Source organism: Modestobacter lapidis, from assembly GCF_054780755.1.
Genome location: NZ_BAAGVS010000001.1, coordinates 92,400 through 112,552 on the forward strand (window position 1 = coordinate 92,400; position 20,153 = coordinate 112,552).

Sequence of the window (20,153 nt, forward strand, 5' to 3'; positions counted from 1 at the left end):
GTCTCCGGCCATCCGGCCGGAGGGCTTCCGGGCCGCCCCGCCACCTTCCAGGAGCACCTCGTGTCCAGCGCGCCCCCGCCGACCGCCACCACCCCGATCCGGGTGCCGGCCGGGACGACGGCCCAGCAGGCGCTCAAGGACGCCGGGGTCCCGCTCAAGGGGCCCGACGGCGCCGTCGTCGTCCGGGAGACCGGCTCCGGCGACCTGCGCGACCTGGCCTGGGCCCCCGACGTCGACAGCGAGGTGGAGCCGGTCCCGGCCGCCAGCGCCGACGGCCGGGCGGTCATCCGGCACTCCACCGCGCACGTCCTCGCCCAGGCCGTGCAGGAGCTCTTCCCGGGCACCCGGCTGGGCATCGGCCCGCCGGTGGAGAACGGTTTCTACTACGACTTCGATCCCGAGCGGCCCTTCACGCCCGAGGATCTGCAGGCGCTGGAGAAGCGCATGCAGGCGATCGTCAAGCAGGGGCAGCACTTCTCCCGCCGGGAGATCGACGACGACGAGGCCCGGGCCGAGCTCGCGCACGAGCCGTACAAGCTGGAGCTGATCGGGCTCAAGGGCGGCGCGGCCGACGCCGAGGGCGCCGACGTGGAGGTCGGCGGCGCGCAGCTGACCATGTACGACAACCTCGATCCGCGCAGCGGCGAGCGGGTCTGGACCGACCTGTGCCGCGGCCCGCACCTGCCGCGCACGAGTGGCATCCCGGCGTTCTCGCTCACCCGCAGCGCGGCGGCGTACTGGCGGGGGAGCGAGAAGAACCCCCAGCTGCAGCGCGTGTACGGCACCGCGTGGGAGAGCAAGGACGCCCACAAGGCGTACCTGGAGCACCTGGCCGAGGCCGAGCGGCGCGATCACCGCCGGCTGGGCGCCGAGCTGGACCTGTTCAGCTTCCCCGACGAGATCGGCTCCGGGCTGGCCGTCTTCCACCCCAAGGGCGGGGTGGTGAAGCGGGAGATGGAGGACTACGTCCGGCGTCGGCACATCGAGGAGGGCTTCGACTACGTCGGGACGCCGCACATCAGCAAGGGCGGCCTGTTCGAGACCTCCGGGCACCTGCCGTACTACGAGGAGACGATGTTCCCGGGCATGGACCTGGAGAACAGCACGTACTACCTCAAGGCGATGAACTGCCCGATGCACAACCTGATCTTCCGGTCCCGCGGGCGGTCCTACCGGGAGCTCCCGCTGCGGTTCTTCGAGTTCGGCTCGGTGTACCGGTACGAGAAGTCCGGTGTCGTCCACGGGCTCACCCGGGTGCGCGGGCTGACCCAGGACGACTCGCACAGCTACGTCACCCCCGAGCAGGCGCCCGGCGAGATCCGGCACCTGCTGGCCTTCGTGCTGGGGCTGCTGCGCGACTTCGGACTGGACGACTACTACCTCGAGCTGTCCACCCGCGGGGAGTCGGAGAAGTTCATCGGCTCGGACGAGGAGTGGGCGGTGGCCACCGCCGTGCTCGAGGACGCGGCCAGGGAGACCGGGCTCGAGCTCGTTCCCGACCCGGGCGGGGCGGCGTTCTACGGGCCGAAGATCTCCGTCCAGGCCCGCGACGCGATCGGCCGCACCTGGCAGATGTCGACCATCCAGTACGACTTCAACCAGCCCGCCCGCTTCGGCCTGGAGTTCAGCGCCTCCGACGGCACCCGCAAGCAGCCGGTGATGATCCACTCGGCGAAGTTCGGTTCGATCGAACGGTTCTTCGGCGTGCTCACCGAGCACTACGCCGGCGCCTTCCCGGCCTGGCTCGCCCCGGTGCAGGTCGTCGGCATCCCGATCACCGACGAGCAGGTGCCCTACCTGACCGACGTGGCCCTGCAGCTGAGGACCCGCGGCATCCGGGTGGAGATCGACGACTCCGACGACCGGATGCAGAAGAAGATCCGCACCGCCAGCAAGCAGAAGGTGCCGTTCGTGCTGCTCGCCGGCGCCACCGACGCCGAGGCCGGCGCGGTGTCCTTCCGCTACCGCGACGGGTCGCAGCGCAACGGGGTCCCGGTCGCCGACGCCGTCGAGCAGGTCCTCGCCTGGGTCACCGCCCGGCACAACGACGATCCCCGTGCCGAGACGCCCCACCCGGTCGACCCGGCGGCCGGCGTCCCGCTGGAGGCCGGATGACCTCCGACCCCCGGCCGGTGTCCACCGACGAGGGCGGCCCCACCTCGCCGTTCGAGCACCTGTGGACGCCCTACCGGATGGCCTACATCCGCGGGGCGGGCAAGCCCACCGGCGACCACGACTGCCCGTTCTGCCTCATCCCCGCGATGAGCGACGAGGACGGCCTGGTCGTGGCCCGCGGTGAGACGGTGTTCGCGGTGCTGAACCTGTACCCCTACAACGCCGGCCACCTCATGGTGGTCCCGTACCGCCACGTGCCCGACTACACCGATCTCACGACGGCGGAGGTCGCCGAACTGGGGGCGTTCACCCAGACGGCGATGCGGGTCGTGCGCGCCGTCAGCGGCGCCCACGGGTTCAACATCGGCATGAACCAGGGCTCGGTCGCCGGTGCCGGCATCGCCGACCACCTGCACCAGCACGCGGTGCCGCGGTGGGGTGGGGACACCAACTTCATGCCCGTGCTGGGGCTGACCCGGGTGCTGCCGCAGGTGCTGACGGAGACCCGCGCGCTGCTGGCCGACGCCTGGGGCGCGGCCGTCGACCCGGCTCCCGCACAGGAGGCCTGACGTGCTCGGTGTCAACCTGCGGCCGGCGGTCGGCCGGTTCTGGGCACCCGTGGTCGGCGGCCTCGTGAAGCTCGGGGTCACCGCGGATGCGGTGACCCTCACCGGAACCGTCGGCGCGGTCGCCTCCGCGGCCTTCCTGATCGGCACCGGCTGGCTGTTCTGGGGCGCGTTCGCGGTGACCGTCTTCGTCCTGCTCGACATGCTCGACGGAGCGCTGGCCCGGGCGCGCGGCGGGGGTTCGTTGTTCGGTGCGGTACTCGACTCCACCGGCGACCGGGCCGCCGACGCGGCCATCTTCGGCGCGCTGGTCTGGTGGTTCTCCGGGGCCGGCGACAACCGGCTGATCGTGCTCCTCGCGCTGCTCTGCCTGGTGCTCGGCGTGCTGACCTCCTACGTCAAGGCGCGCGCCGAAGGCGTGGGCATCCCGTGCGACGTGGGCGTCGTCGAGCGCACCGAGCGGCTGATCCTGGTGCTGGTCGGCACGGGCTTCACCGGCCTGGGCATCCCCTACGCCCTGCACGTCGCGCTGTGGGTCCTGCTGGTGGGCAGCGCCGTCACCGTCGGGCAGCGCTTCGTCGCGGTGCACCGCGGCTCCCGGGGCCGCCGCCTGCCGGAAGCCCCGGCCCCGTCGGGACCTCCCGCATCGTGACCCGGGCGGGCGACCTGCGGGAGCGGCTCGCCGACGCCGGCTACGCGGCGGGCTGGGGCGCGGTGCAACGGCTGCCCGAGCCGCTGGCCCGCGCCGCCTTCGCCGCCGGCGGCGACCTCGCCGCGCGGCGAGCGGGCCGCGGCGTCCGCCAGCTGCGCGCCAATCTGGGCGTGGTCACCGGCGGGCAGCTGGACGACGCCGCGCTCGACGGGCTCACCCGGCGGGCGATGCGCTCCTACGCCCGCTACTGGCGGGAGGCCTTCCGGCTCCCCACGATGGACCCCGTCCGGGTCCTCGCCGACGCGCACCTGGTCGGCCGGGAGCACCTGGACGCCGCCCGGGCCGCCGGCCGCGGCATCGTGCTGGCGCTGCCGCACAGCGGGAACTGGGACGTCGCCGGGATGTGGCTGGTCCAGTGGCTCGGCGGGCCTTTCCTGACCGTGGCCGAGCGGCTCCGGCCGGAGTCGCTGTACCGCCGTTTCGTGGCCTACCGGGAGAGCCTGGGCTTCGGGGTGGTCCCGCTCACCGGCGGCGAGCGCCCGAGCTCCGTGGTGCTGCGCGAGTGGCTGGCCGCCGGGGGGACCACCTGCCTGCTGGTCGACCGCGACCTCACCGGCGGCGGGGTGCCGGTCACCTTCTTCGGCCGGGCCACCACCATGCCCGGCGGGCCGGCGCTGCTGGCCGCCCGGACCGGGGCGGCGCTGCTGCCGGCGGTCTGCCAGTTCGACGGAGCGGGCTGGCGCTTCGTCGTCCATCCGCCGGTGACCGTCGACGGCGCCGGCCGGCTCCGCGACCGGGTGACCGGCGCGATGCAGCAGGTCGCCGACGCCTTCGCCGGCACCATCGCCGAGCGGCCCGAGGACTGGCACGTGCTCGGCCGCATCTGGGCCGACGTCGGGCCGGCTGCGGTCTCCGCGGTCCCTCCGGCGTCACCGGCCGGCGGGGTGGGCGGCTGATGCGCATCGGCCTGGTCTGCCCCTACCCGTGGGACGTCCCCGGCGGTGTCCAGTACCACGTGCGCGACCTGGCCGAGACCCTCGCCGGCCTGGGCCACCACGTGGAGATCCTCACCCCGGCGGAGCACGAGGAGTCCCTGCCGCCGCACGTCACGTTCTCCGGCCGCGCCGTGCCGGTGCCCTACAACGGCTCGATGGCCGGCGTGCAGTTCGGGCTGGTGTCCGCCGCCCGCGCGCGGCGGTGGCTGCGGGAAGGCCGCTTCGACGTCGTCCACGTCCACGAACCGGCGTCGGTGTCGTTGTCCCTGCTGGTCTGCATGATCGCCGACGGGCCGATCGTCGCCACCTTCCACGCGGCCACCACCCGGTCCAAGGTGCTGGCCGCGCTGGGCCCGTGGGCCCGGCCGTGGCTGGAGCGGGTCACCGGGCGGATCGCGGTGTCCGACTTCGCCCGCCGGGTGCAGGTGGAGCACCTCGGCGGGAACGCAGTGATCATCCCCAACGGCGTGCACGTCGGTGCCTTCGCCGACGGGCCTCCGCTACCCGGGTACCGACGCGGCGGCGCCGTCCCCACGGTCGGCTTCCTGGGCCGCTACGACGAGCCCCGCAAGGGCCTGCCGGTACTGCTGCAGGCGATGCGCGCGGTGGTCCGCGAGCACCCGACCGCCCAGCTGCTGGTCGCCGGCCGTGGCGACCCGGCCGAGCTGGACCGGCTGGTCGGGGACGACCTGCGCGCACACGTCCAGCTGCTGGGCGAGTTGCGCGAGGCCGACAAGGCCGCCTTCCTCCGGTCGGTCGACGTGTACTGCGCGCCCAACCTGCTCGGCGAGAGCTTCGGCATCGTCCTCGTGGAGGCGATGGCCGCCGGCGCCCCGGTGCTGGCCGGGGACCTGGACGCCTTCGCCCGGGTGCTGGAGGACGGCGCCGCCGGCGTGCTGGTCCGCCGCGGCGACCCCGACGCCCTGGCCCGGGAGCTCTCGGCGCTGCTGGGCGACCCGGCCCGCCGGGCGCAGCTCTCGGCGGCCGGCAGCCGGGTTGCCACCACCTACGACTGGTCGGTGGTGGCAGCCCGCATCCTCACCGTCTACGAGACCGTCGCCCCGGCCGGTGGGGCGGCCGTGCACGGCAGCCGGGACGGCGACGCGGCGTTGCTGGGGCCACCGGCCGGCAGTGAGCGCGACAGCACGTTCCACGGTCCCTTCCGCCGGCGGGTCCGCCACTAGCCTGATTCCGTGATCCCCGGGACCTGGCTGTTGCTCGTCGCCGGCGTCCTGCTGCTGATCCTGCTGGGCTGGACGGCGTGGACGCTCACCCGGCTGCGCCGGCTGGAGGGCCGGGTGCGGCGGTCGGGGGAGGTGCTGGACGGGGCGCTGCTGCGACGGGCCGAGCTGGCCGCCGCGCTCGCCCGGGAGCGCGCCCCGGAGCTGGGGGAGCAGCTGCGCGCCGAGCTCGCCGCCGCCGCGGCCGGCGCCCGGTCACCAGCGACGGGTGACCGGGAGGCCGCCGAGAACACGCTGGGCCGGGTGCTGCGCCGGGTCCCCGCCGAGCTGCAGTGGCCCGAGAGCGCCGACGCCGACCTGCGGGTGGGGCTGGCCCGGCGGTTCTACAACGACGCCGTCCGCGACAGCCGCTCGCTGCGGGCGCAGCGGCTGGCCCGGGTGCTGAAGCTGCACGGCCGGCGCCCGCTGCCCCGCTATTTCGACATCGACGACGGTCAGGACGCCGTCACGACCGGCCCCGCCGCCGGCAGCGGTCGGACGGGGAGCTGACCGGCCGTACGATGGGCCGTCCCGCTCCCGCGACCCGTGAGGCAGTGCACCCCGTGGCCCAGCAGTCCGAACAGTCCAGCGCCACCCCCACCACCGGCACCGACCGGGTCAAGCGCGGCATGGCCGAGCAGCTCAAGGGCGGCGTCATCATGGACGTCGTCACCCCCGAGCAGGCGAAGATCGCCGAGGACGCCGGCGCGGTGGCCGTGATGGCCCTCGAGCGGGTGCCCGCCGACATACGCGCGCAGGGCGGCATCGCCCGGATGAGCGACCCCGACATGATCGAGGGCATCATCGGCGCGGTCTCCATCCCGGTGATGGCCAAGGCCCGGATCGGGCATTTCGTCGAGGCGCAGGTGCTGCAGGCCCTGGGGGTCGACTACATCGACGAGTCCGAGGTGCTCACCCCGGCCGACGAGGCGCACCACATCGCCAAGAGCGGGTTCACCGTGCCGTTCGTGTGCGGGGCCACCGACCTGGGTGAGGCGCTGCGCCGGATCTCCGAGGGTGCCGCGATGATCCGTTCCAAGGGCGAGGCGGGCACCGGCAACGTCGTGGAGGCCACCCGGCACATGCGGTCGATCCGGGCCGGCATCAAGGCGCTGGGCACCCTCGACGAGACCGAGCTGTTCGTGGCGGCCAAGGAGCTGCGCGCCCCGGTCGACCTGGTCCGCGAGGTCGCCCGGCTGGGCAAGCTCCCGGTCGTGCTGTTCACCGCCGGCGGCATCGCCACCCCGGCCGACGCGGCGATGATGATGCAGCTGGGCGCCGAGGGCGTCTTCGTCGGCTCGGGCATCTTCAAGTCCGGCGACCCGGCGCTGCGCGCGGCCGCGATCGTGCAGGCCACCACCTTCTCCGACGACCCCGACGTGATCGCCAAGGTCTCCCGCGGGCTGGGCGAGCCGATGGTCGGCATCAACGTCAGCACGCTGCCCGACAGCGAGCGGTACGCCACCCGCGGCTGGTGACCGCCCCCGTCATCGGGGTGCTGGCGCTGCAGGGCGACGTTCGCGAGCACCTCGCCGCGCTCCGCGCCCAGGGTGCCGAACCGGTTCCCGTCCGCCGTCCCGAGGAGCTGGCCGCGGTCGACGGACTCGTCGTCCCCGGCGGTGAGTCGACGACCATGGTCAAGCTGGCCGACCGGTTCGGGCTGCTGGAGCCGCTGCGCGCGGCGGTGCGCCGCGGGCTGCCCGCCTACGGCTCCTGCGCCGGGATGATCCTGCTGGCCGACCGGGTGCTGGACGCCCCGGCCGACCAGCAGACCATCGGTGGTCTCGACGTGACCGTGCGGCGCAACGCGTTCGGCCGGCAGATCGACTCCTTCGAGTCCCGGGTCGAGCTGGCCGGCGTGCCGGGCGGGCCGCTGCACGCGGTGTTCATCCGCGCCCCGTGGGTCGAGCAGGCCGGCCCCGCGGTGGAGGTCCTCGGCCGGGTCGTGGGCGGACCGGCCGACGGTAAGATCGTCGCCGTCCGGCAGGGCCGGCTGGTCGCCACCAGCTTCCACCCCGAACTCACCGGGGACACCCGGGTGCACGCGCTGTTCGTGGACCTGGTCCGAGCTGCCCGGGACGCAGACCCAGACGGGGCCGACCTCGGCGCCGATGACGGAGGGACACAGCCGTGAGCGGCCATTCCAAGTGGGCGACGACCAAGCACAAGAAGGCCGGCATCGATGCCAAGCGAGGCAAGCTCTTCGCCAAGCTGGTCAAGAACATCGAGGTCGCCGCGCGGACCGGTGGCGGTGACCCGACGGGCAACCCGACGCTGTTCGACGCCATCCAGAAGGCGAAGAAGACCTCGGTGCCCAACGACAACATCGACCGGGCGGTCAAGCGCGGCGCGGGCCTGGAGGCCGGCGGCGTCGACTACCAGTCGATCACCTACGAGGGGTACGCCGCCGGCGGCGTCGCCGTGCTGATCGAATGCCTCACCGACAACAAGAACCGGTCGGCGATGGAGGTGCGGACGGCGATGACCCGCAACGGTGGGTCGATGGCCGACCCCGGCTCGGTGTCCTACCTGTTCTCCCGCAAGGGCGTCATCGTGGTCCCGCAGGCCGGCACCACCGAGGACGACGTGCTGATGGCCGTCCTGGACGCCGGCGCCGAGGAGGTGCGGGACCTGGACGACACCTTCGAGGTGGTCTGCGAGCCGACCGACCTGGTGGCCGTGCGCACCGCGCTGCAGGAGTCCGGCATCGAGTACGACTCCGCGGACGCCGGCTTCGTGCCCAGCGTGCAGGTGGAGCTGGACGAGGACACCGCGGGCAAGGTGTTCCGGCTGATCGACGCGCTCGAGGACTGCGACGACGTGCAGAACGTGTACGCGAACTACGAGGTGTCCGACGAGGTCATGGAGAAGATCGACGCCTGACGGTGCCGGGAGCATCGCAGCGAGCGCCAGCGAGCGAGGAGCGGACCGGGGCCGGAAGGCGTCGGAGGGGCATCGACGCCTGACGGTGTCGGAGGCTGCGCCGCCTCGTCCGTCACCCGAGCCCCGGCCGTTTCGCGACGCGGCCGGCCTCCTCGCGTGCTCGCCGCGCGTCTGTCCCACTGCGGGAGGAACCCGCACGGGGCGGGTCCGTGGAGCTCGCGGGGGTGGCGATGGCGGGGCACCGTCCGGCGCGTCCCCGCAGCCGCTGGCGGGCCGTCCCGGCCGGGCTGGTGCTGGCCGCCGTGGGGCTGGTCGGCCCGGCCGCCCCGGCCCTCGTCCCGGTGGCCGCGGCCGTCCCGGCTCCCGACCGCCCCGCGCCTGAGCTTCTCGGCCTGCTCGCCGTCCCCGACGAGCCGGTGGCCCACCTGCCGGGTGTCGGGGTCGTGCCCCGGGTGACCGCTGCCCCCGCGGCCGCTCCGGCGCCCGCCGACGTGCCGCCCGCCGCACCGCCGACCGCGTCCGCGCCACCGGCGGCCACGATCGCTCCGGAACCGGCCGCCCCTCCGGCGCCGCCGCGGCTGCCCCTGGACGTGGCCCCGCCGGGCGGCCAGGTGGTCACCGTCGTCGCGTCGTCCCGCGGCGCGACCGTCGCCGAGCTCACCGCCTGGGAGCTCGCGCCGCACGGGTGGACGCCGGTTCTCGGACCGGTGCCGGCCCGGCTCGGGTCCAGCGGGGTCGGTGCGGCCAGCGAGAGCTCGACCCGCACCCCGGCCGGTACGTTCGGGCTGACCGAAGCCTTCGGGCGCGCCGGGGACCCGGGTACCGCCCTGCCGTACCGGGTCGTCGACGGGGACGACTGGTGGGTGTCGGACATCGGTAGCCCCCGGTACAACCAGTACGCCCAGTGCGCGCCCGGGGCCTGCGACTTCGACGAGTCGACGAGCGAGCACCTCGCCGCGATGGGCGCCGTCTACGACCACGCGGTGGTGATCGACTACAACCGCGACGGCCGGCCCGGTGCCGGCTCGGCGTTCTTCCTGCACGTCGCGAACGGCGCACCGACCGCGGGGTGCGTGGCGATCGACCGGGGCAGCCTGGCGGCGGTACTGCGCTGGCTGGACCCCTCGGCGCGCCCGGTCATCGCGATCGGCGTCGGCTGAGCCGCACGGGCGTGTCGCAGGCGGAGCGGTCCACGCCCCGGCTAGCGTGGTCGGTCGAACACATGTTCGTCGGCGGAGGAGGGTCCATGCGGGTGCTCGGCATCGACCCCGGTCTCACCCGGTGCGGATGGGGTGTCGTGGCGGGCCGGCCCGGGGCGCGGCCCACCCCCCTCGGCGTCGGCGTCATCCGCACGTCGCCGGACCTCGACCTCGAGCTGCGGCTGCTGGAGGTGCACACTGCGGTGACGGCGCTGGTGCGCGAGCACCGGCCCGCCGCGGTGGCGATCGAACGGGTCTTCACCCAGAACAACAAGGGCACGGCGACGGGCACCGCCCAGGCCGCCGGGGTCGCGGCGCTGGCGGCCGCGCAGGCCGGGCTGCCGGTCGCCTGGCACACCCCGAGCGAGGTCAAGGCCGCCATCTCCGGCAGCGGCCGTGCGGACAAGGAGCAGGTCACCCTGATGGTCACCCGGGTCCTGGGGCTCTCCTCCCCACCCAAGCCGGCGGATGCCGCCGACGCCCTCGCGCTGGCCATCTGCCACGTGTGGCGCGGTCCGGCCCAGGACCGGTTGCGGGTGGCCGCGCTGGCCACCGGCGCCGGCGTGGTCGGCTACCGCGCCCCGGCATCGACCCGCTGGACGGGGGTGGGTCGGTGATCGCCAGCGTCGCCGGCCGGGTGGCGGCGGTCTCGCCCGACGGCGCGGTGGTCGAGGTCGGCGGGGTCGGGCTGTCGGTGCAGTGCACCCCGGGCACGATCGCCCGGCTCACGGTGGGGGAGCAGGCCCGGCTGTCGACCAGCCTGGTCGTCCGCGAGGACTCCCTGACCCTGTACGGCTTCGCCGACGACGACGAGCGGCAGCTGTTCGAGCTGCTGCAGACCGCCAACGGCGTCGGTCCCCGGGTGGCCCAGGCCGTGCTGGCCATCCATCCGCCCCGCGAGGTGCGCCGTGCGGTCTCGATGGGCGACCTCAAGGCCCTCATGCAGGTGCCCGGGATCGGGAAGAAGGGCGCCGAGCGACTGGTGCTGGAGCTGCGCGACCGGCTCGGCGTCACCACCACCGACACCCGGCTGGACGGCGGTGGCGCGCTGCCGGCCGGTGCCGGGCAGATCACCCCGGTCGCTCCGTGGCGCGACCAGCTCACCGCGGCGATCGTCCAGCTCGGCTGGTCCTCCCGGGAGGCCGAGACCGCGCTGGCCGCGCTCGACCCGGTCGCCGAGGAGCAGCAGACCTCCGCCGGCGCCGTCGACGTCGCCGTCCTGCTCCGGCAGGCGCTGCAGCTGCTGGGGCGGGCGTGAGCTCGCCGTTCGACAGCAGGCTCGCTGCGGAGGTCGCAGGCCCTGGCCGGCTGCCCGACGACGCCGTCGACCCGCGTGCCGGTGACGAGGAACGGGTCGTCGAGTCCGCGCTCCGGCCGCACTCGCTGGCCGAGTTCATCGGCCAGCCGAAGGTCGCCCGCCAGCTGGACCTCGTTCTGGAGGGCGCCAAGCGGCGGGGCCGGCCGCCGGACCACGTGCTGCTGTCCGGGCCGCCCGGGCTGGGCAAGACGAGCCTGGCGCTGATCATCGGCTCCGAGCTCGGCACCGCGGTGAAGATCACCAGCGGGCCGGCGATCGAGCGCTCCGGCGACCTCGCCGCCATGCTGTCCAACCTCGGCCACGGCGACGTCCTGTTCATCGACGAGATCCACCGCATCGCCCGCCCCGCCGAGGAGCTGCTCTACATGGCGATGGAGGACTTCCGGGTCGACGTCGTCGTCGGGAAGGGGCCGGGCGCCACCGCGATCCCGCTGGAGATCAGCCCGTTCACCCTGGTGGGCGCCACCACGCGGGCCGGCCTGCTGACCGGGCCGTTGCGCGACCGGTTCGGTTTCGTCGGGCAGATGGAGTTCTACGAGACCGCCGATCTGCAGAAGGTGCTGGTGCGCAGCGCCGACCTGCTCGGCGTCGACATCACCGCCGACGGGTCGGCGGAGATCGCCGGCCGCTCCCGGGGTACCCCGCGGATCGCCAACCGGCTGCTGCGCCGGGTGCGCGACTTCGCCGAGGTGCGGGCCGACGGGCGGGTCACCCGCGCGGTCGCCGAGGCGGCGCTGGCGCTCTACGACGTCGACGACCTCGGCCTGGACCGGCTGGACCGGGCCGTGCTCGAGGCGCTGGTGGTCCGGTTCGGCGGGGGACCGGTCGGCGTGGCCACGCTGGCCGTCTCGGTGGGGGAGGAGCCCAACACCGTCGAAGAGGTCTGCGAGCCGTTCCTCGTCCGGGCCGGGCTGCTCGCGCGCACCCCGCGCGGCCGGGTGGCGACCGAGGCGGCGTTCCGCCACCTGGGGCACCCGGTTCCCCGCGGCGGCCTCACCCTCGGTGGGGGGGCCGGCGACCCGCCGTCGGACGGGCCTTCGTCACAGACGCTGTTCGACGCCTAGACTCCACGGCGCTGGCGCGCAACCCGGCGGCGTCCGGGCATCCCCGCGCCCCGACCGTCGTGCGCCGGTGCCGATGCACCCCGAGCGGCCCGACTCCCGGGCCGCACCGACCGCGCGAGTCCGCCGCGGTAGAGAGGCTTCTCAGTCGTGGAACAGTTCTTCCCGTTCATCCTGCTCGCCATCGCGCTCGTCGTGCTGATCGTGCTCCCGGCCCGGCAGCGCAAGGCGATGCAGGCGAAGGCGCAGGCGCTGCAGGAGTCGCTCACCGTCGGCAGCCCGATTCTGCTGACCAGCGGCATGTACGGCACCGTGACCGATCTCGGCGAGGGCACCGTGGATGTCGAGATCGCCCCGGGGGTCGTCGTCACCTTCGTCCGGGCGGCCGTGCTGGAGATCCGCCGGCCCGCCGTCGGGGACGACGTGGCCGGCCCGGCCGGCGGGGCCACGCCGTACTCCGACGGCGACGGCGACCCCACCGACCGCTCCCGCTGAGCCGGGGTCCGTCGATGGCTGCCCGTCAGTTGCGCGCGCGCAACTACTTCGCGGCGTTCGTGGTGATCGTCGCCGCGATGTACGCGCTCATCTTCCTCACCGGTGACCAGCGGACCCCCCAGCTGGGGTTGGACCTGCAGGGCGGGACCACCGTCACGCTGACCGCCCGCACGCCCGATGGGGAGGCCCCGGACGCCGAGGACCTGGAGCTGGCCCGCCAGATCATCGAGCAGCGGGTCAACGGCCTCGGCGTCGCCGAGGCCGAGGTGGTCACCGAGGGTGACAGCAACATCGTCATCTCGGTGCCCGGTGACGATGGCGAGAGCGCCCGCGAGCTCGGCGCAACCGCGCAGCTGAGGTTCCGCCCGGTGCTCGACGCCGCCGCGGCCACGCCCGCGCCCACCGACCCGGCAGCGCCCACCGACCCGGCAGCGCCCACCGACCCGGTCGCCGACCCGGAGCTGCCGGACGCCGACGCGCCGGTGGTCACGTTGGAGGAGGCAACCGCCGAGTTCGCCACGTACACCTGCGGCGCCGACACGACCTCCGACGACGTCGACCGGTCCGAGGACCACATCGTCGCCTGCTCCGCGGACGGGACGGCGAAGTACCTGCTGGGCCCGGCCGTGCTCGAGGGCACCGCGATCACCGACGCCTCGGCCGGCACCGAGACCGGTACCGGCGCGTGGGTGGTCAACCTCGACTTCGACAACGAGGGTTCGGGTACCTGGGCGACCTACACCACCGCCAACGTGGGCAACCAGGTCGCGATCACCCTCGACGGCCGGGTCGTGTCCGCCCCCACGATCAACAACGCGATCTCCGGCGGCACCACCCAGATCACCGGCGACTTCACCCAGGAGGACGCCACCACGCTGGCCAACCAGCTGAAGTACGGCGCCCTGCCGCTGACCTTCAGCCAGGCCAATGCCCAGTCGGTGTCCACCGAGCTCGGCAGCGAGCAGCTGCGGGCCGGGCTGATCGCCGGCGCGCTCGGCGTGCTGCTGGTGTTCGTCTACGCGTTGTTCTACTACCGGCTGCTCGGGCTGGTGATGATCGTCAGCCTGATCCTGTCGGCGGTCGTCGTCTACGCCACCCTCGTGCTGCTGGGCCGGGAGATCGGCTTCGCGCTGAGCCTGGCCGGGATCGCCGGCTTCATCGTCTCGATCGGCATCACGGCCGACTCCTTCGTCGTGTACTTCGAACGGCTCAAGGACGAGGTGCGTGAGGGGCGCACGTTGCGCAGCGCGACGCCGCGCGCCTGGGTCCGGGCCCGCCGGACGATCCTGTCCGCCGACGCGGTCAGCTTCCTGGCCGCGGTGATCCTCTACGTCCTGGCGATCGGCGACGTGAAGGGCTTCGCGTTCACCCTGGGCATGTCCACGGTGCTCGACCTGGTCGTCGTCTTCCTCTTCACCCACCCGCTGATGGCCGTGCTCAGCCGGGTCAAGGGCTTCGGCAGCAACCGGTTCAGCGGGCTGGGCCAGGTCGGCCACAGTCCCCGCCCACCGGCCAGTGCCGCGACCCCCGACCGGGAACTGGTCGCCGCCGGCAGCGCGAGCAGCAGCACCGACAGGAGCACCCGATGACCGGCACGCCCCGCGAGCCCGCGGGATCCGAGGGCGCCGGCCGGCCGGCCGGCGCCGCCGACACCCCGGACGCTCCCGACACCCCCGACACCCCCGACGCCCGCGTCCACGGGACGGTTGCCGACGGGGCGCCGGCCGGTGACGACGTGGCCGGGGAGGACGTGGCGGGGGACGCGGCAGCGGAGGACGTGGCGGCCGACGACGTCCGGGACGACGCGGCCGACTCCGCCGACGACACCACGCTGGCCGAGGCCGGCCTGCCGGCCGAGGGCGAGCCCGCTCCCGGCCCGGCCCGGGCGTCACTGGCGCACCGGCTCTACAACGGCGAGGCCGGGCTCGACGTCGTCGGCCGGCGGCAGTTCTGGTACCGGGTCACGGCCGTCGTGGTGCTGCTGTGCCTGCTGTCCATGGTCGTCCGGGGCTTCAACTACGGCATCGACTTCGCCGGCGGCAACAGCATCCGGGTACCGGCCACCGCCTCCCAGCTCACCGACATCCGCGAGTCGGCGGAGGACGCCGGGGCAGCGGTGGCCAGCGCCCAGGTGGTGGGCGGCAACTCGGTGCTGCTGCGCACCTCGGCGCTGGACAACGAGACCGAGACCGCCGTCGTCGCGGCGGTCGCCGAGGCCGCCGGCGTCGACCCCACCCAGGTGAGCCCGCAGTCGGTGAGCGCCGACTGGGGGCAGGACGTCACCGAGCAGGCGCTGGTCGCCCTGGTGGTCTTCCTGGTCGCGGTCATGCTCTTCCTGGCGATCCGGTTCCAGCCGAAGATGGCGGTCGCCGCGATCGCCGCACTGGCCCACGACCTGCTGGTGACGGCGGGGCTCTACGCGCTCATCGGTTTCGAGGTCTCGCCGTCCACGGTGATCGGCCTGCTCACCATCCTCGGCTTCTCGCTCTACGACACCGTCGTGGTGTTCGACAAGGTCGAGGAGAACACCAAGGACCTCACCAAGAGCGCTCGGATGACCTACGGCGAGGCGGCGAACCTCGCGGTCAACCAGACGCTGATGCGGTCGATCAACACCTCGGTGATCGCACTGCTGCCGGTCGCCGGGCTGCTGTTCGTCGGTGCCGGGCTACTCGGGGTCGGAACGCTCAAGGACCTCGCGCTGGTGCTCTTCGTCGGGCTGGCCGCCGGTACCTACAGCTCCATCTTCCTGGCCACGCCGGTGCTGGTCTCACTCAAGGAGCGCGACCCGGAGCAGCAGGCGCTGCGCAAGCGGGTGCTCGCGCGCCGGTCGGCGGAGGCACGCCAGGGCGGTGTCCGCACCGCGGCGCCGGTCGCGTCGGCCCGCCGCGCGCGCGGTGCCGGCGGCGGCGCCACGTCGGTCGCGGTGGCCGAGCGACCCGGGGCGCTGCCCGGCCGCCCGACGGCCGACGTGCCCGTCGAGTCGCCGGACTCCGTCCGGCCGGCGCCCCGGTCGGGGGCCCGGACCACGGCACCCCGGCCGGGCCAGCGACCGCAGCGCGGTCCGGGCAAGAAGCGCCGGTGACCTCCGCTGCGGCACGGGACGGCGGGATGCCGGTCGACGAGCTGATCGCCGCCCTGTCCGTCGACGTGCCCGACTTCCCGGTGCCCGGGGTGGTCTTCCGCGACCTGACGCCGGTCTTCGCCGACGGCGAGGCGTTCCGCCGGGTCGTCGACGGGCTGGCCGAGCCGGCGGTCGTCGATCCGCGGGCCGCGGCCGTCGGCGGGGGCCGGGGCGGCGGTGCCTTCGACGTGGTCGCCGGCGTCGAGGCGCGTGGCTTCCTGCTCGCCGCGGCCGTGGCGCTGGACGCGGGCACCGGCGTGGTGCCCATCCGCAAGGCGGGCAAGCTGCCGCGCGAGCGGGTGTCGGCGGAGTACGCCCTGGAGTACGGGACGGCGACGCTGGAGATGCACACCGACTCCGTCCGGCCGGGTCAGCGGGTCCTGCTCGTCGACGACGTGCTGGCCACCGGCGGGACGCTGCTGGCCGCCATCGGGCTGGTCGAGCAGCTGGGCGGTGTCGTCACCGGGGTGTCCGTCGTGGCCGAGCTGGTCGCCCTCGGCGGCCGGCAGCGGATCGCCCCACACCCGGTGCACGCCCTCTGGAACACCTAGGCCACCCGGACGAGGGGAGTGCCTGCAGCGCGCCGGCGAGTGGCCCGGTTAGCATGGTGACGGTCCCACCTCTCCTCAACAGAGCAGGAGTCCCCGTGGCCTCGGACGTCGTCGCCCCGCGGACGTCCGGCGCGCCCGTGGCCGAGGACGAAGCCGCCCGCGCCGCCCGGGCCGCCCTGCCCGAGCGCCCGGCCGTACGTCGTCCCGACGACGTGGCGCCGGAGCCGCCGACCGGTGCGGAGATCGCGCCGCGCCGCCGGGTACGCGACCGGCTGGCCCGCCGCATCGTGGCCAGCCAGCGGGCCACCGACATCCGTCCGGTGCTCGAGCCGCTGGCCTCGCTGCACCGGCAGAGCCACCCGAAGGCCGACCTGGTCCTGCTGCAGCGGGCTTACGACGTGGCCGAGGCCGCCCACGCCGAGCAGAAGCGCAAGAGCGGCGACCCCTACATCACCCACCCGCTCGCCGTGGCCACCGTGCTGGCGGGGCTGGGGATGGACACCACCACGCTGGTCGCCGCGCTGCTGCACGACACGGTCGAGGACACCGGCGCGACGCTGGAGTCGATCACCACCGACTTCGGCTCCGAGGTGGCCTACCTCGTCGACGGCGTCACCAAGATCGACAAGGTCACGTTCGGCGACGCGGCCCAGGCCGAGACGATCCGCAAGATGATCGTCGCGATGGCCCGCGACCCCCGGGTGCTGGTCATCAAGCTGGCCGACCGGCTGCACAACATGCGCACGCTGCGTTTCCTCCCGCCGGAGAAGCAGGAGAAGAAGGCGCGCGAGACCTTGGAGATCCTCGCTCCGCTGGCGCACCGGCTGGGCATGAACACGATCAAGTGGGAGCTGGAGGACCTGGCCTTCGCCACCCTCTACCCCAAGCGTTACGACGAGATCGTCCGGCTGGTGGCCGAACGGGCGCCGTCGCGGGACACCTACCTCACCGAGGTCACCTCGGCCGTCACCGAGCAGCTCAAGGCCGCGCACATCGAGGCCACCGTCACCGGCCGCCCCAAGCACTACTACTCGATCTACCAGAAGATGATCGTCCGCGGCCGGGACTTCACCGACATCTGGGATCTGGTCGGCATCCGGGTGCTGGTCGACTCGGTGCGCGACTGCTACGCGGCGCTGGGCATCATGCACGCCCACTGGCAGCCCGTGCCGGGGCGGTTCAAGGACTTCGTGGCGATGCCGAAGTTCAACATGTACCAGTCGCTGCACACCACGGTGATCGGCCCGCAGGGCAAACCGGTGGAGCTGCAGATCCGCACCCACGACATGCACCGCACCGCCGAGTACGGCATCGCGGCGCACTGGAAGTACAAGGAGAAGGCGCGCGCGGCCGGGGCGCCCGCCACGCCCAGCCCGGCCGGCGACGACATGCTGTGGCTGCGCCAGCTGCTGGACTGGCAGCGGGAGGCGCAGGAGCCCGGCGAGTTCCTGGAGACGCTGCGCTACGACCTCGGCCCGCAGGAGGTCTTCGTCTTCACGCCCAAGGGCGACGTGATCAGCCTGCCCGGGGAGTCCACGCCGGTCGACTTCGCCTACGCCGTGCACACCGAGGTCGGTCACCGCTGCATCGGCGCCCGGGTGAACGGCAACCTGGTCTCGCTGGAGAGCAAGCTGTCCAACGGTGACGTCGTGGAGGTCTTCACCTCCCGCTCACCCACCGCCGGCCCCTCCAAGGACTGGCTGTCCTTCGTCGGCTCCTCCCGGGCGCGCACCAAGATCCGGCAGTGGTTCACCAAGGAGCGCCGCGAGGACGCCGTCGAGGACGGCAAGGACGCGCTCACCAAGGCGATGCGCAAGGCCGGGCTGCCGCTGCAGCGGCTGCTCGGGGGCGAGGCGCTGGCGACGCTGGCCGCCGACCTGCACTACCCCGACGTCAGCGCGCTGTACGCGGCGGTGGGTGAGCACCAGGTCTCGGCGACCTCCCTGGTGGAGAAGCTGCTCGCGGCGCTCGGCGGGTCCGAGGGGGCCGCGGAGGACATCGCCGAGACGGCGATCCCGACCAAGCGGAGCGTCGTCCGCAGCGCCGGCGGCGACCCGGGCGTGCTGGTGCGGGGCATGACCGACGTGTGGGCCAAGCTGGCCAAGTGCTGCACGCCGGTGCCCGGCGACGAGATCCTCGGGTTCGTCACCCGCGGCGGTGGGGTCAGCGTGCACCGCACCGACTGCACCAACGCCGCGGACCTGCGGCGCACGCCCGAGCGGCTGGTCGAGGTCGAGTGGGCCAGCCAGCCGGGCGCGGTCTTCCTGGTGGCCATCCAGGTCGAGGCACTGGACCGGCACCGGCTGCTCTCCGACGTCACCCGGGCGCTGGCCGACGAGCGGGTCAACATCCTGTCCGCCTCGGTGCAGACCAGCCGCGACCGGGTGGCGGTCAGCCGGTTCACCTTCGAGCTCGCCGACCCGGCGCACCTGGGTGCGGTGCTGCAGACGGTGCGCAACGTGGAGGGCGTCTTCGACGTGGAGCGCGTGACCGCATGACGAAGGACTGCCCGCCCCCACCGCTCGCGAGCTCGCGGCGGGCTCCTGCAGGAGGCCGAGGCTAGGCGGGCAGCGGCCGGTCCGGCAGGAAGAACGGGTTCTCGCAGGTGGCGCCGGGTTCCGGCGTCGTCTCAGGGTTGAACACCAGCAGCTCGGCGAACTCGGCGACCCGCGGGTCGCCGGCGTCGTCGACCCGGAGCTGGTGGTCCCAGGCCTGCAGCGACACCGCCACGCCCTGGCCCGGGTAGGGCGACAGCATCAGCCCGGGCCGGCCGGTGACCAGTCCGGTCAGGGTCTCGACGTCCGCGGCGCCGGCCAGGTCCGGGTCGTAGGTGACCCAGACGGCGCCGTGCTCCAGGGAGTGCACCGCGTTCTCCCGGCGGATCGGGGCGTCGTAGACAGTCCCGGTGCAGTCGGCCCATGCCGCATCGTGCTCGCCGCCGACCGGCGGGCTCTCCGGGTAGTCGACGGTGTCCCGGGTGTGTGCCTGTCCCCCCGGGTACGCCGCGACCTGCGTGTCGGCCAGGGTCATCGCCGGACGGCCCTGGCCGGCCACCAGCGACGTGCAGCCGGCGAGGAGCAGGCAGACCGCGGACGCCGCCACCCACGTCCCCGCCGGTGGGGTCACCGGGCGATCGCCATCGACTCGATGGTGACCGGCTGTGCCGGGGCGCCGTCGGCGGCGCCGTCGGCGATCCCGTTGGCGGCGATGGTGTCCAGCGTGGCCAACCCGGCCTCGTCGATGGTGCCCACGACGGTGAAGTCGGGGCGCAGCTGGCTGTCGCCGTGGACCAGGAAGAACTGGCTGCCGTCGAAGCCGTCACCGGCGTTCGCCATGGCGAGCGTGCCCCGCGGATAGGTCTCGTCACCGGTCACCTGGGTCGGGAACTCGTAGGTGGGACCTCCTCCTCCCGTGCCGCTCGGGTCGCCGCACTGCAGCACCTTCAGGCCCGGGGAGTCGGTCAGCCGATGACAGGGCGTCCCGTCGAAGAAGCCCTGCTGGGTGAGGTACACGAAGCTGGCCGCGGCGCACGGCGCCGCGGCCTGGTCCAGGGTCAGCCCGATGTCGCCCACGTTGGTGGTCATCGTCAGCTGGGTGGTGCCCGAGGTCGGCACCTCCGCCGGCGGGATGCCGACATCGGTCGCGTCGGGGTTGGCCGCGGGCTGCGGGGTGAAGTCGCAGGTCCCGTCGCTGCCGTCGACCACCGGGCTGGCACCGGCGGCCGTCCCGGCGTCGTCGTCCCCGCCCACCACGCCGGTGATCAGCACGGCCGCACCCACCACGACCAGCACGGCGATCGCCGACACCAGGACCAGCAGGTTGCGCCGCCGTCTGCGGGCGAGCTGCTCGCGCCGCTCGAGCTGGCGCTGCAGACGGCGCTGGGCGGCCTCGCGGCGCTGCTTGTTGGTCGGCACTCTTCTCGGGCTCCTCTTGCATCTGCGCTGTGGGTCGGCGCGCTCTCGGGGGCGACCGCA

Annotated in this window: 20 protein-coding genes; 18 read left to right on the forward strand and 2 right to left on the reverse strand. The window is 73.9% G+C overall.

Annotated features, from left to right (window positions below; genetic code table 11):
* The first annotated feature begins 60 nt into the window (after window positions 1–60).
* From thrS to ACYVG5_RS00515, 18 genes are all read left to right on the forward strand, one after another.
* Complete coding sequence (gene thrS / locus ACYVG5_RS00430; protein WP_222044976.1) at window positions 61–2,115, forward strand: threonine--tRNA ligase; 2,055 nt, start codon at window positions 61–63, stop codon at window positions 2,113–2,115.
* Window positions 2,112–2,684, forward strand: a complete 573-nt coding sequence (locus ACYVG5_RS00435; protein WP_222044978.1) for an HIT family protein — start codon at window positions 2,112–2,114, stop codon at window positions 2,682–2,684. Before thrS ends, ACYVG5_RS00435 begins: the two co-directional genes overlap by 4 nt.
* Window position 2,685: 1 nt before the next feature.
* Window positions 2,686–3,333 (forward strand): phosphatidylinositol phosphate synthase, encoded by a 648-nt coding sequence (gene pgsA, locus ACYVG5_RS00440; RefSeq protein ID WP_222044980.1) that lies wholly within the window; start codon window positions 2,686–2,688, stop codon window positions 3,331–3,333.
* Window positions 3,330–4,289, forward strand: a complete 960-nt coding sequence (locus ACYVG5_RS00445) for a phosphatidylinositol mannoside acyltransferase (RefSeq protein WP_460682876.1) — start codon at window positions 3,330–3,332, stop codon at window positions 4,287–4,289. The genes pgsA and ACYVG5_RS00445 overlap by 4 nt, the downstream gene beginning before the upstream one ends.
* Window positions 4,289–5,512: a glycosyltransferase family 4 protein gene (locus tag ACYVG5_RS00450; RefSeq protein ID WP_222044982.1), complete on the forward strand. Its 1,224-nt coding sequence runs from the start codon at window positions 4,289–4,291 to the stop codon at window positions 5,510–5,512. Before ACYVG5_RS00445 ends, ACYVG5_RS00450 begins: the two co-directional genes overlap by 1 nt.
* A 9-nt stretch (window positions 5,513–5,521) precedes the next feature.
* The gene (locus ACYVG5_RS00455) at window positions 5,522–6,058 is read left to right on the forward strand and encodes a LemA family protein (RefSeq protein WP_222044983.1); all 537 of its coding nucleotides are present in this window, start codon (window positions 5,522–5,524) and stop codon (window positions 6,056–6,058) included.
* A 53-nt stretch (window positions 6,059–6,111) separates the two neighbouring features.
* Window positions 6,112–7,026: a pyridoxal 5'-phosphate synthase lyase subunit PdxS gene (gene pdxS, locus ACYVG5_RS00460; RefSeq protein ID WP_222044985.1), complete on the forward strand. Its 915-nt coding sequence runs from the start codon at window positions 6,112–6,114 to the stop codon at window positions 7,024–7,026.
* Window positions 7,023–7,682, forward strand: a complete 660-nt coding sequence (gene pdxT, locus ACYVG5_RS00465; RefSeq protein WP_460682877.1) for a pyridoxal 5'-phosphate synthase glutaminase subunit PdxT — start codon at window positions 7,023–7,025, stop codon at window positions 7,680–7,682. Before pdxS ends, pdxT begins: the two co-directional genes overlap by 4 nt.
* Window positions 7,679–8,431, forward strand: coding sequence for a YebC/PmpR family DNA-binding transcriptional regulator (locus ACYVG5_RS00470; protein WP_222044987.1), 753 nt, complete (start codon window positions 7,679–7,681; stop codon window positions 8,429–8,431). The genes pdxT and ACYVG5_RS00470 overlap by 4 nt, the downstream gene beginning before the upstream one ends.
* A gap of 209 nt (window positions 8,432–8,640) precedes the next feature.
* Window positions 8,641–9,591 carry a L,D-transpeptidase family protein gene (locus ACYVG5_RS00475; protein WP_222044989.1) on the forward strand — a complete coding sequence of 317 codons (951 nt, stop codon included), beginning with the start codon at window positions 8,641–8,643 and terminating at the stop codon, window positions 9,589–9,591.
* An 86-nt stretch (window positions 9,592–9,677) separates the two neighbouring features.
* Window positions 9,678–10,247: a crossover junction endodeoxyribonuclease RuvC gene (gene ruvC, locus ACYVG5_RS00480; protein WP_222044991.1), complete on the forward strand. Its 570-nt coding sequence runs from the start codon at window positions 9,678–9,680 to the stop codon at window positions 10,245–10,247.
* Window positions 10,244–10,888 carry a Holliday junction branch migration protein RuvA gene (gene ruvA, locus ACYVG5_RS00485; protein ID WP_222044993.1) on the forward strand — a complete coding sequence of 215 codons (645 nt, stop codon included), beginning with the start codon at window positions 10,244–10,246 and terminating at the stop codon, window positions 10,886–10,888. Before ruvC ends, ruvA begins: the two co-directional genes overlap by 4 nt.
* Window positions 10,885–12,012, forward strand: a complete 1,128-nt coding sequence (gene ruvB / locus ACYVG5_RS00490; protein WP_460682878.1) for a Holliday junction branch migration DNA helicase RuvB — start codon at window positions 10,885–10,887, stop codon at window positions 12,010–12,012. The genes ruvA and ruvB overlap by 4 nt, the downstream gene beginning before the upstream one ends.
* A gap of 147 nt (window positions 12,013–12,159) precedes the next feature.
* On the forward strand, window positions 12,160–12,504 hold the full coding sequence (gene yajC, locus ACYVG5_RS00495) for a preprotein translocase subunit YajC (RefSeq protein ID WP_222044995.1): 345 nt from the start codon (window positions 12,160–12,162) through the stop codon (window positions 12,502–12,504).
* Between the two features lie 14 nt (window positions 12,505–12,518).
* Window positions 12,519–14,093: a protein translocase subunit SecD gene (secD, locus tag ACYVG5_RS00500; protein ID WP_222044997.1), complete on the forward strand. Its 1,575-nt coding sequence runs from the start codon at window positions 12,519–12,521 to the stop codon at window positions 14,091–14,093.
* Entirely contained in the window at window positions 14,090–15,589 is a 1,500-nt protein-coding gene (gene secF / locus ACYVG5_RS00505; protein ID WP_246629419.1) for a protein translocase subunit SecF, read from the forward strand. The genes secD and secF overlap by 4 nt, the downstream gene beginning before the upstream one ends.
* Entirely contained in the window at window positions 15,586–16,179 is a 594-nt protein-coding gene (locus ACYVG5_RS00510; protein WP_460682879.1) for an adenine phosphoribosyltransferase, read from the forward strand. The genes secF and ACYVG5_RS00510 overlap by 4 nt, the downstream gene beginning before the upstream one ends.
* Before the next feature lie 95 nt (window positions 16,180–16,274).
* Window positions 16,275–18,677 carry a RelA/SpoT family protein gene (locus ACYVG5_RS00515; protein WP_222044999.1) on the forward strand — a complete coding sequence of 801 codons (2,403 nt, stop codon included), beginning with the start codon at window positions 16,275–16,277 and terminating at the stop codon, window positions 18,675–18,677.
* Window positions 18,678–18,738: 61 nt separating this feature from the next.
* Here the strand turns inward: ACYVG5_RS00515 and ACYVG5_RS00520 are convergent, their stop codons facing one another.
* A complete protein-coding gene (locus ACYVG5_RS00520) occupies window positions 18,739–19,305 on the reverse strand; it encodes a DUF3105 domain-containing protein (RefSeq protein WP_460682880.1) in 567 nt (188 codons plus the stop codon).
* Complete coding sequence (locus tag ACYVG5_RS00525) at window positions 19,302–20,093, reverse strand: peptidylprolyl isomerase (protein ID WP_222045001.1); 792 nt, start codon at window positions 20,091–20,093, stop codon at window positions 19,302–19,304. The genes ACYVG5_RS00520 and ACYVG5_RS00525 overlap by 4 nt, the downstream gene beginning before the upstream one ends.
* Window positions 20,094–20,153: the final 60 nt, after the last annotated feature.